Consider the following 12,059-nt stretch of genomic DNA (forward strand, 5'->3'; position numbering starts at 1 on the left):
ACGGTGGTGTGAGAGGTCGCTAAATAAACTAATTATTTAGCTCCTACTCGATTAACCATATAAATATTCAATATAATTATGTATAAATAAAAAAAACTTGGTTACAATTATAAGTACAAGCAAACAACATGGCAACTGATTTCTTTTAAAGCACCTATATGGTGCTTTTTTTTTATCTGTAGTATAATAAAAAGTAAATCAAGGAATTATAATATAATATTAAACCAAATAATTGGAGGAATAGATATGAGAGGGACTCTAAGTTGCACTGCTACAAATTGTGTTAATAATATGTCGGGAATATGTTCAGCGGAAACTATTAATATTTTAGGGTCAAATGTCCATAGCTGCGAAGAAACGCAATGCGAAACATTTGCTGAAAAGGGATTGAAAAATTCAATTAACAATGTATTTAATATGAATGTTGTTGGAGAAATTAAACAAATATTTAATAATGATAAAATACAAATGAGCCCCAGAATTGGATGTGAAGTTACAAATTGTTTGCATAATAGAGATGAGGAATGTGTTGCTCATAATATTATGGTGCATGGTAGAGGTGCTTTAAAGAGTGAAAAAACAGAGTGCGAGACGTTTAAAGAATAAGGAAAATTTAAAATGGTGAAACAAGCGTTTTTTCTTTGCATTTGTTGTAAAGGCATCTAGAAAAAAATCTAGATGCCTTTAGCATGGGAAAAATAGTAGTAGATAGAAGGTTGGAGGAGAATTTATGAAAAGAAAAGTTGAGAATTATATTGTTCCTGTTAAAAAAAATGAAGATTACATAATAACTATAGATAATATGGGGTACGAGGGTGAAGGTGTAGGTAAGATTGATGGATTTACAGTTTTTGTTGCAGGTGCAATAGTAGGAGAAAAGGTGTTAATAAAAATTGTTAAGATATCTAAAAACTTTGGTTTTGGAAAATTGCTCGAGGTAATTGAGAAATCGATAAGTAGAATAGAACCTATATGTAGTATATATAAAAGCTGTGGTGGTTGTAACTTGCAGCATATAGATTATGCTGCTCAACTAGAGTTTAAAACAAATAGAGTAATTCAAGCTATAAATAGAATAGGAAAATTAGAAAAAGTAGTTGTGCACAAAGCACTTGGGATGGAATCTCCATATAATTATAGAAATAAGGTTCAGTTACCTTCAAGTAATAAAAATGGGGAAGTAAAAATTGGATTTTATGCGGCAAGAAGCCATGACATAATAAACATGGAAAACTGCTATATTCAAGATAGTGTGGCAGATATTGTAGTGAAACTTACAAGGCAGTGGATAAAAGAGTTTAATATACAATGTTACAATGAAGAAAATCATAAGGGAATCTTACGTCACGTTATGATTAGAAAAGGATCTAAAACAGGACAGGTTATGGTTGTGTTAGTTACAAATGGTAAAAGCCTTCCTTATAAAGAAGAATTTATAGCAATAGTTACTAAAAAAATCAAGGGTATTGTGAGTGTAATACAAAATATAAATAGTGAAAAAACTAATGTAATACTAGGAGACACTTGCCTTACTTTATGGGGAAAAGATACAATAACTGATTACATAGGAGAATTTAAATTTGAAGTATCTCCATTATCATTTTTTCAAGTTAATTCAGTTCAAACAGAGATACTCTATGATAAGGTTCTAGAGTATGCAAATTTAAGCGGTGGTGAAGTGGTACTCGACGCTTATTGTGGAACAGGTACTATCTCATTATTTTTATCTGGAATGGCTAAAAAAGTTTATGGTGTTGAAATAGTACCACAAGCTATTGAAAATGCTAAAATAAATGCTAAAGTAAACAATGTAGAAAATACAGAATTTTTAGTAGGAGAAGCAGAGATAATTATTCCAAAGCTTATAAATGATGGAGTAATTGCTGATGTAGTTGTAGTTGATCCACCAAGAAAGGGTTGCGATAAAACGCTGCTAGAAGCCATAAGTAAAATGGGACCTAAAACTATAGTTTATGTTTCTTGTGATCCAGGAACATTGGCTCGTGATTTAGGAATCCTAAATGAACTTGGATATATTACTAAAGAGATCCAACCAGTAGATATGTTCCCTCAGACGGCGCATATAGAAAACGTTGCATTACTGAAAAAAACTGAAAAATAAACAGATGGAACTCCGAAAATCTAAAGAGACTTTCAGAGTTCCATCTGTTTTAATTATTATTTAAATCTACTTTTGTTATTTCATCATTAATGAACTCATTCTAATTCTTAGTATTAAATTTTAAAATTTTTACATTTCAAGGGTTAACCAGTTCAATAAATCTACATATACTTCATTTTTATTAACTTCATTTAATATCTCATGTCTAAAACCAGGATATAATTTAAGCTGTACGTCAGTTATCCCTCTTTTTTTATACAAATTAAAAAGGTTCTTTACCAATTTACCATAACCTCCTACAGGATCCTCCTCACCTGCAATAATATATATTGGCAATTCTGTAGGAAGTGAATTTAGTCTTTTTTCTTCATAAAGTTTTCTTAAACCTTTCATAAAGTAATAGAAAAAGCCTGTTGTAAAAACTGTACCACAAAAGGGATCATCTTCATACTTTTTAACTTGATTCAAATCAGTGCTTAGCCATGCAAATTTATGCTCATCATCTTTGATTCTTTTATTATAACTTCCAAAGCTTAAATGATCCAAAAGCTTGCTTTGTTTTTTTTCTCCCCAAATAAGCTTTTCTATAGAAGAAATCATACTTCCTGCATAAACTTGTAGTCCTTTCTGTAATGCGGAACCAGATAAAATAACACCCTTGAGCTCACTTCCATAACGAATAATATATTCCTGTGCTAAAAAAGATCCGAAGCTGTGCCCCAATAAAAACATGGGGAGTTCAGGGTGTTCCTCCTTCATCTTCTGAAAAATAAGCCGTTTATCTTCAACAGTTGCATTAAACCCATCTTTACCTATATACCCAAGTTCCTCAATAGTACCTGCAGTTTTACCATGCCCACGATGGTCAGAAGCATATACAATGAATCCCTGGCTATTAAGGTATTGTGCAAAATCTTTATATCTACCCGCATGCTCCGCCATACCATGAAATATTTGCAGCATAGCTTTTGGTTCTTTAACCTTATACCAACAATAAATATAACTTTCCTTTCCATCCTTTGCCTTAATTTTATCCATCATAACTATAAACTCCTCCTCCCATTAACCGCTAGTTCAACCACTTTATAGGCTCCATTGTAAATTCCTATACTATTTGCTTTTATAATGTTCTGCGTCAGCATAGTAAGAATTTCGTCGCTGCTTAGCATAAGTTTTAGCATTTGAAGAGCTCTGTCAATTTCACCACATTCAATGGTTCCATCTCCTACTTCTGCTGATCTTATAGCACCCCAAGCTTCGTGTCCACCTACGCGTTTTATCAGTAACTTAGGTACTGGATAAAATGAAAGCTCGCTTGGCTTTGTAACCAAAATATCTGTTGACCTCATTAAAAGGTTGGTACTATATACTGCTGCAAAGATTTCCTTGTTGTAAAAGGCATGTACTCCTTTAACTTCGTTGCCTAGTGCTTTTTCTGCAAATGCACAGGTTTTCTTCCAGTCATCAAAATATTTTTCAGATATGGAATCAAGCTCAGGAATATCCTTACACAGTCCTTCCCATACAGTGCTGTGGTCTCCAACATTAATATAAAGCACAACCTTGTTTTCCTTAACAAGAGGGAGCACTTTTTCTATAATTTTCACAAAAATCTCCTTTTGTGCTCCTGCTCCACCAACAGTAAGTAAAATTCTCTTAGCTTTTTTATCCTTAATTCTTTTCATTCTGTTTTCACAATCTATATCCAGATTATGCACTAGCTCATGGTCAATATAGTGTCCTACCTCCACTATTTCTCCTAAGGGTATTGGGTTTAATAGTTTTTTTCCATCCATACCTTTCAGAGTCTTATAGCCTAAAAAAGCTGAATATGTCTGAACAGCGTGTATAGATCCTTCTGCCAAGTGCAGTGCCATAGGCCAGTTATCAGGAATTGCATTTACAACATTTGTAAGTCCTGAATGTACAGCAGCTTGTGCAGGCCAAACATGAGTTGCAATAAAGGGAATGTCCTTAGGAAGCTCTTTATAAACAGGGGTCATCATTTCTGCTACCTTCTGATCAGCACAATTATAGGAAAGCTTTCTGAAACCTTCCGAGTTTAAAGGCTCCCAGTATAGCTTGTTAAATAGAGGATATTTTTGAGACCACCTAGATCCCATGGAATAAAGAGAATTCAAATGGTCAATTACCTTACCTCCAGTGGTTTCACTAAAGGAGTTAAGGTCGAACCAATAGGGTGTATAACCCATGGCATGTGCTGCCGAAGCCATGGCCATAGAGATTCGATAGTGACCAAAACCCATCCTGATATTTCCTATAACTATCCCCTTTTTAAAGTCTAAGGGTTCACTTTCTTGTCCAATTACAATGTTTTTTACGTTCAAAGAATCACCAATTGTTGGATTATTTCTTATCGCCAAATGATAATCTATTTTCGAATCATCCCCAAATTTCTTTAAGTACTTCTTTTTAGAATCAACTGCCTTATTATATACTTTTTTAGTAATTTCATTTCCAAAAATAACTTTTGAATGCTCCATTTTTATTTCCTCCAATTTTCTTAAATAATAAATATCTTGAAGTTATAGGGTAAGAGTTCCTGCTTTTGATTTAGTAAAGCGTTTGAATGCTTTATGGTTGAATTACTTAAATTTATGAGTGCAAGAAATTCATTTTCCTCTTCTTTATACAGAATTTCAACAATGCCATTTCTATAAGGCTCTACCCGTTCTATGGTCCTAGCCTTAATCTCCATAGCTCTATCAAATACTGAAAATTGATTATCATTATAATCCTTTAAGTTGTCTGATGTAAAAAGCAGACTGCCAAAAATATTATTTACAAATGCTAAGGTCTCTCTCTGGGCTTTATTTAGATGTATATTATCCTCCCTTAAAAGAAATACATCTGGATCATTTAAAAATGCTCTCCCATTCAAATGTCGCCTTCCTATAGCATTTCCTATGGCATTAAGGGTAGAAACTCTTTCCCGATGTAGCTTTCTCATGTAAAATTTATCATTCCAATCAAGACTTACATCACAGCCTATTCTACAATAATCAACTAGTCCAAAGGCGGGTCCTAAGGGCACGCCACAGGCCAAAATAATTTTTTTACCAACACATTCTCTTAAAAACTCCATGGCCTCTGTCATAATCTGACCTCTTGTTTTATCTTTTCTTGGAAGTATGCATACAGCATAGAGAAAATCCAATTTCACCATGTCATAACCCCAATCATTTAAAATCACAGAAAATACCTGTTTGATATAATCCCTTACCTCAGGATGGTAGATATCTAAAGCGCAAAATCCTGTCCAATTAGATCCTGCCAGCACTGGTTCTCCTTTTTCATCCTTCAAAGGCCATTCTTTTTTCTCCTTAAAAAGCCTTGAATTTGTCTCACAAACAAAAGGAGCCAGCCATATACCGGCTTTACACCCATTCATTTTTATGTTGTCAGAAATATATTTCATTCCATTAGGAAATTTCAATGTATCTACTGAGAGCCAGTCTCCAACGGCAGTCTGGTAACCATCGTCAATTTGAAAAATATCAATGTTTTTATGAAAAGTCTTAAAATTCCTAAGATTTTCAAGTATTATATCCTGGTTTATATTTTGGTAATAATTATACCAACTTGTCCATCCTGTACTAGGCTGGCAAAGGGGTTTACTAATTTCCATGGCATCAAAGTAACTATCAAAGACTTCTTCCTCTCTACCACTTACATAGAAAATTTCAAATGGGATATATTCTGAACTAATTGAAAGTCCCTTGCATTCTTTATTAATCAAAATTTTATTTTCTCTTGTGTGCTCTTAAAAATTGTAAAGCCTGATCTTTCAGAAAGTAATCCAAATAAATCTAATTTTTCGTCTTCACGAACGTAAGAATAGGTGTAGCCATGAAATTCGCCTTTTTTTCCTGAGTATCTCTTAAAAGTATAATCTCCATACTTTTCTAACTGATATTTTTTAATTATTGGTTTTGCAAGTTTAGATATAGATTTCATCTTTTCATCTTTTCATCAATAAGAAACTCTCTGCTGTCTGTCCAGGATTGATAGCCATTTACAAAGATTCTATTACCTTCTTTAAATTGGTAAAACAATTTAACACTTAATTTTTCTATAATTAATTTAACTTGAGGTATAATGGAAAGCTTAAATTTCTCTATATTCGGTTTTTGGTCGGATTCTAAAATTGCTTGAAAGTCATCATTCTTATAAGAATTTATAAATGATGTCTTTCTCTTTTCTCCTCCTCGTGAATACCAAAATTCTATTTCAATATTTTGAAACATATTTTTCTACCTCACTTTTATTTTGACTATTGAATTTATTAAATCTGCTAAAAAGTATAACTATTGCTGCAATGAACATAATAGAAGAAGAAATAGGGAAAAAATATTTAAAACTTACAGAATCCAATATCCATCCCATAGTTAAAGTAGCAATCCACTGACTAAGTGAAATAAAGAGATTCATTATACCCATGAATTCACCTAACCTTTCCGGTGGAGCTATTTCTGCTAAAATAGCGTATATGGTAACTTGTATACATATGAAACCGATTCCAACTAAAGCGAGAACGATATACATACTTTGAACACTATTCACAAATGTTGCTAAAACCAATGCTACTGCAAAAATTACCGCTCCAAGAAAAAGTACAAACCTTCTATCAACTTTATCTGATATTATTCCAGCTGGTAAAGTAAATAGTGCACCTGCGATAGTAAGAACAAAAAGTCCTGTACTTGCAGTTTGATTTGTAAAATGCAATTGTTGTACACAGTACTTTACAAAATAAGGTGTAATGCATCCATAGCTTAGAAAAACGAAAAACACGGAGGCAAAGAGCATCAATACAGAGGGGTATTTAATAAAATCAATGGAAATTTTACTAGGTTTGGTATACTTGCTTGTATTTTCTTTAATTGGAATAGTACCAATCAATACTGAAACTATTCCTAAAAATCCTGCTGCTAAAAAAGGATAGTTATGAAAAAGCGGAAGCAACATAATTGTTAAAGCTGCTAAAATCGCTCCTCCCAGTATAAAGGGTTTTCTTTTACCAATTTTAAAAGTGATTCTATCACTAATTACACCTGCCAAATACTGAACGAACATTCATGTAAAAGCACCCATAGATATTAATATCCCTAGCTTGAAATTGCTAGTTGTAACAGTACCTACTAGCATGGGAATTAAGGACATATTCATTGCCCATAAAAGCCCCATGCTTAAATTTGGAATTCCAACTACATAAGGAACATACTTCTTTTTCGTGTTAACCTACTCCTTTACATATTGAATATATTTTAATGCCATTTCGATGATCATTTTAATTTGTTCTTCCCCTTGTACATATTCATCACTTTCTAAAATATTACCGCTTAAAACAAGTTTCTGACACATACTCATAAGTGCGTGATTAATACTGAAATAAAATTTTTCACTATTCAAGTCATTACGTATGGTTTTATCTTCTTTTCCAATCTCCAATGCGTTTATAAGTAAGGGTTTTAAATCTACAATGCTTTTTTCATAAGTCTTTAAATTTTCTTTAGGAATCTTTTCTTTTACAACGTAGCGGTCAAATTCATCTATAAATCGAATGAATTGTTTATGACCATTGTAAAGTTTAATAAATACCGCTAATATGTCTTCCACTTTTGTAATTCCATTTTTACTTAGAAAATCTTCTTCTACATAATATTTGTATATGTCACTGATTTCATCATTCCAAAACTTGCAGGCTATTTCAACCACTAGGCATGGTTTTGTTTTAAAATAACGATAAACAGAAGCTATCCCTATCTCAGCATTTTCAGCTATATCAATCACTTTTGTGTTTTCTATACCATGTTTTTTAATTACATCTAAAGCAGTAAGAATCACCTCTTCTTTTCTCTTATTTTTCTCATTTTCAAGTTCAGTTTTTCGTTTTTTCTTAAATCCATGGTTGTCTCCTTTTACTTGATAGTCTAACTATCTATTTAATACATAGTATATCATCTTATTTTTTTTGTCGACGTTTTCATTTTAAAAACTAAAATATCATATCCATCATTAATTTTATGGATAGGAAGAACTAGAATTGATTAAAACGACACTTGGAAGATTTTTTGATTAAAGAATAGGTATCAATAAAAACACATTTTATAACAAATTCACTATAAATAAACCATAATAATCAATATATGTATTTATTATGGTATAATAGAAAGGCAGATATTTATTTTTTGCATAGAAAGGGAGCGGTAAAGTGCAGAAGGTTAATGAAATAAAAGTTGGTATAGGGTTTGCAACTGGAAGAAAAAGCTTCCAAAAAGTACTTAGAACTAACATAAGCAATTGGGAAGAATCTGGTTTGGTAGAAAATAAAAGGATAAGTTTAAATGTTTTTGTGGCATATGATCTTCATTATAATAAAACTAAAGTTACTGATTACACAAATATACATCCAGATTTGGTTAAGCGGATCGATAGTAGCACTTTTATTGGAAGAGTATCAACACAAGAAGAAATTGACTATTTAATTAGAGAAGATATCCTTACACTTGAGGAAACTAAAAGGATCTTTGGTAAGGGGTATGCAGCTAAGCGTAATGCTGTACTATATAATGCGATAAAAAATAACATGGATTATTTGGTGTTTCTAGATGATGACGAATACCCGATGGCAGTAACAAATACACATGATACGGCCATCTGGGGAGGGCAATTTGTACTGTCTGAGCATCTTAAGAACATTAAAAACGCAGACATTACTCATGGATATCATTGTGGATATATATCTCCTATACCATATATTGAGTTTAATGACATTATGAATGAGGGAGATTTTAGAACATTTATTGAGGCTATCAGTAATGACGTTGTTAAGTGGGATACTCTAAAAGCAGTTATGAAAAATGGAGGAATAACTTACGCTGATGTAGGTGTACTCACTAGCCATGATGCGGTGGAAGTTGTGGAAAAAAATCATTCTAAATTTATAACGGGGGCTAATCTGTGTATTAATCTTACGAATCCTGAGCGTGTTTTCCCTTTTTATAATCCGCCTGGGGCTAGAGGAGAAGATACTTTCTTAGCTACATGTTTAAGTGATAGAAAAGTTCTATGCGTGCCTTGTTACACATTTCATGATGGATTTTCTACATATAATCATCTTTTAGAGGGTGTTCTCCCAATAAGACTTAAGTTTATTAGGGCTGACAACGAGAAGGTTATTACACGGTTTTACAATGTGTGTATAGGGTGGATTCGGTATAAACCATTATTACTCTATATAACACAGAGAGATAGTTATGAGGAAAAGATTAAAGAGATGAGAGAAGAATTGAAAGCTACGTTGCCGAAAATTTGTGAATATTTCGGAAAACCTGAATTTATGAATATTTTGTTAGAACTTGAGAAATATAATAGAAATGTAGAGAAACATTATGGGGAATTTCTTGAAACACAGATCATTTGGGCTAAAATTATGAAACACTTTGCAAAAAATGAATAATAATATATTTATAAACTTAATATACATATAAGTATAAAATTTAAAAAGCTCCTAACCATAGTGTTTAGGAGCTTTTTAGTGTGCTAATATAAAAGCGAGTAAATGCAAGTATATGAATGATAATATACTTGTAAAAGTCAATTGTTGAAAAATTTACAACTGATAAAAATTAGTAAATAATATATAATTATAAATGGAAGGGTATGGGGAATACCACTTATCGTTTTATTATTCGGAACACATTTATTTTTAACATTTAGGCTAAAATTCATTCAAAAATATATATTTAAGGCTATAAAAATATCAGTAACAAAAGATGATTTTGGTAAAAGAGCAATTGTTCCTTATAAAATACTTTGGGTTATATTTGTTTTTGTTGGATCAGTATTCTCGCTTAGTCTAGTTTGGGATTTAGCAGATTTGTTTAATGGATTAATGGCTATCCCGAATTTAATAGCTTTAATACTACTAAGCCCTGTAATTGTAAGCGAAACTAAGAAGTATTTATGGGATGATAATCTTGATGGAATAAATAATGATCCAATAAAGGTAATTGATGATAAAGGAAAGCTACATATATTTCAAATAACAATAACTTATTTATAGATTAAAACTGGCTAAAGTTAATTGAATGTTAACATGTTATAAATTTTTAATAGGTATTATATATAACTATTGTGATAAAATATTAATGTATCAGATTTGAGAGGGGATAAATATGAAGTCAGTAAAAAAGATATTTCAAGATTGGATCTTACCGATATTTGTAGCAATTATTATAGCATTTATTATAAATAAAGTGGTTTTCTTTAATGTCTCAGTTCCGACTGGGTCTATGCTACCAACAATACATTTAAATGATAAAATTTTAGTAACAAGAGTTCATAATAAAAATAATCTTAAACATGGAGATATAGTGGTATTTCACTCAGATGAACTAGGTGAGGATTTAATAAAGAGACTTATTGGACTTCCTAATGACTTGGTGGAAGTTAAAGAAGATGGATCTGTTTACATAAATAATAAAAAAATAGACCAAAGTTATGTTAAATATCCAGGTGGTAAAATAGGAAAATATAAAGTTCCGGCTGATAGTTACTTTTTTATGGGAGACAATAGAATTAATTCTTTAGATGCTAGATATTGGCAAAAACCATATATACCTGAAAAAGATATAATGGGTAAGGCAAGAATAATAATTAGTCCATTTGGTAGATTTGGAAAATTAAAATAATAAAATAGTAGAATATAAATGCAAGTTTATATATCTGCTATTTTAATTTTTTTAAAATTCAATATAAATCAATTCATATTAAAATCTAATGATTAGTAAATTATTTTTTTATAAAATACCAACTAAAAACGATATTACAAAGGTGAATGTAATATTATAATATACTTATTTAAAAATTATTAATATTTTTTTGAGATTAGGAAACAATAAATAATTGATGCCAAAATCATAAAAATGAATAAAAATATGGTTGTACATTCAAAAATTGCAATATAGTATTGAATTGACTATACAATTAGGATATTAAGTCATGAAAAAGGAAGTAATGTGTAGATATTCAAGTGAAAAAGCGATACAGTATGAGAATTTCGTAAAAAACAAGAAGTTTTCCATTTAGATATTTTTATAACATATGGTATTATAAATTTAATTAAAATATAAAGGAGGTACATCTTATGGATAATAAATTGTCAAAAGGTGCATACGGTGGCGTATCTGGTAAAGATTACGTTCCATACGTTTCAACCGGTTCTAAAACAGGTGGAAACGTTGTCGTATTAATAATAGGTATTTTTTTAGCGGCTTTGTTCTCAGCTTCAACTGCCTATTCAGGTATGAAATCTGGGCTTACAGTTGCTGCTGGTATACCAGGTTCTATAATAGGATCAGCATTTATAGCTGCATTTGCTAAGCAAAAGGGTATACTTGGAAAAAATTTATTGCAAGGTATGTCAAGTGGTGGAGAATCTGTCGCTAGTGGTATTATATTTGTTTTACCCGCAATCTTATTAATAGGTGCTAAAGTTACTTTTATCGAAGGTTTGGTTGTTGGTGTGGCTGGAGTTTTATTCGGTATAGGAATAGCTTCTCTTGTTCATAATTACTTAATGATTGAAGAACATGGTAAATTAATGTACCCTGAATCAATGGCTATATCTGAAACACTTGTTGCTTCAGAAGGAACTGGAGAAACAATGAAGTTCATGGGAATAGGCTTTGGAATAGGAGGTATTATAACTCTTGTAACTAGTTCATTTTTCAATGTAGCTAACAACGTTATAAGTTATGTAAATGAATCTTTCTACAAGTGGAAATTTGAAGTCGAAGTTAATCCTCTATTATTAGGTATAGGATTTATAGTTGGCATAGATGTTTCATTAACTATGTTTGCTGGTTCTATATTATCTAATTTCGGTATTATGCCTTTAATAGGATATTTC

Annotated in this window: 12 protein-coding genes and 1 pseudogene; 6 read left to right on the forward strand and 7 right to left on the reverse strand. The window is 31.4% G+C overall.

Annotated elements, in window-relative coordinates:
* Nucleotides 1–246 precede the first annotated feature (246 nt).
* Nucleotides 247–606, forward strand: coding sequence for a DUF1540 domain-containing protein (locus Q0649_RS12635; RefSeq protein WP_298842429.1), 360 nt, complete (start codon nt 247–249; stop codon nt 604–606).
* Nucleotides 607–730: 124 nt separating this feature from the next.
* Nucleotides 731–2,122 carry a 23S rRNA (uracil(1939)-C(5))-methyltransferase RlmD gene (gene rlmD / locus Q0649_RS12640; protein ID WP_298842432.1) on the forward strand — a complete coding sequence of 464 codons (1,392 nt, stop codon included), beginning with the start codon at nt 731–733 and terminating at the stop codon, nt 2,120–2,122.
* Nucleotides 2,123–2,251: 129 nt separating this feature from the next.
* On the opposite strand, the gene Q0649_RS12645 is transcribed toward rlmD, so the two are convergent.
* The 7 genes from Q0649_RS12645 to Q0649_RS12675 all read right to left on the reverse strand — a co-directional run bounded on the left by Q0649_RS12645 (nt 2,252) and on the right by Q0649_RS12675 (nt 7,990).
* Entirely contained in the window at nt 2,252–3,163 is a 912-nt protein-coding gene (locus tag Q0649_RS12645) for an alpha/beta hydrolase (protein ID WP_298842435.1), read from the reverse strand.
* Between the two features lie 2 nt (nt 3,164–3,165).
* Nucleotides 3,166–4,626, reverse strand: coding sequence for a DUF6937 domain-containing protein (locus Q0649_RS12650; protein ID WP_298842438.1), 1,461 nt, complete (start codon nt 4,624–4,626; stop codon nt 3,166–3,168).
* Nucleotides 4,627–4,646: 20 nt separating this feature from the next.
* Nucleotides 4,647–5,882, reverse strand: coding sequence for a glycoside hydrolase family 36 protein (locus Q0649_RS12655; protein WP_298842440.1), 1,236 nt, complete (start codon nt 5,880–5,882; stop codon nt 4,647–4,649).
* Entirely contained in the window at nt 5,879–6,100 is a 222-nt protein-coding gene (locus tag Q0649_RS12660) for a hypothetical protein (RefSeq protein WP_298842443.1), read from the reverse strand. Before Q0649_RS12660 ends, Q0649_RS12655 begins: the two co-directional genes overlap by 4 nt.
* The gene (locus Q0649_RS12665; protein ID WP_298842446.1) at nt 6,097–6,390 is read right to left on the reverse strand and encodes a hypothetical protein; all 294 of its coding nucleotides are present in this window, start codon (nt 6,388–6,390) and stop codon (nt 6,097–6,099) included. Before Q0649_RS12665 ends, Q0649_RS12660 begins: the two co-directional genes overlap by 4 nt.
* Nucleotides 6,374–7,219 carry an MFS transporter gene (locus Q0649_RS12670; RefSeq protein WP_298842448.1) on the reverse strand — a complete coding sequence of 282 codons (846 nt, stop codon included), beginning with the start codon at nt 7,217–7,219 and terminating at the stop codon, nt 6,374–6,376. Before Q0649_RS12670 ends, Q0649_RS12665 begins: the two co-directional genes overlap by 17 nt.
* A 165-nt stretch (nt 7,220–7,384) precedes the next feature.
* Nucleotides 7,385–7,990: a TetR/AcrR family transcriptional regulator gene (locus tag Q0649_RS12675; RefSeq protein WP_298842450.1), complete on the reverse strand. Its 606-nt coding sequence runs from the start codon at nt 7,988–7,990 to the stop codon at nt 7,385–7,387.
* Nucleotides 7,991–8,357: 367 nt separating this feature from the next.
* Between Q0649_RS12675 and Q0649_RS12680 the strand changes: the two genes are divergently transcribed.
* The 4 genes and pseudogenes from Q0649_RS12680 to Q0649_RS12695 all read left to right on the forward strand — a co-directional run.
* Nucleotides 8,358–9,605 carry a hypothetical protein gene (locus Q0649_RS12680; RefSeq protein WP_298842453.1) on the forward strand — a complete coding sequence of 416 codons (1,248 nt, stop codon included), beginning with the start codon at nt 8,358–8,360 and terminating at the stop codon, nt 9,603–9,605.
* Nucleotides 9,606–9,815: 210 nt separating this feature from the next.
* Nucleotides 9,816–10,211, forward strand: a pseudogene (locus tag Q0649_RS12685) (alanine:cation symporter family protein); the annotation flags it as partial.
* A 112-nt stretch (nt 10,212–10,323) separates the two neighbouring features.
* Nucleotides 10,324–10,839, forward strand: coding sequence for a signal peptidase I (gene lepB / locus Q0649_RS12690; protein ID WP_298842456.1), 516 nt, complete (start codon nt 10,324–10,326; stop codon nt 10,837–10,839).
* A gap of 455 nt (nt 10,840–11,294) precedes the next feature.
* On the forward strand, nt 11,295–12,059 hold a 765-nt coding region (locus Q0649_RS12695), incomplete at its 3' end, for an OPT/YSL family transporter (RefSeq protein WP_298842459.1).

The sequence above is a fragment of the uncultured Clostridium sp. genome, from assembly GCF_937920395.1.
Taxonomy (GTDB): domain Bacteria; phylum Bacillota; class Clostridia; order Clostridiales; family Clostridiaceae; genus Clostridium_AD.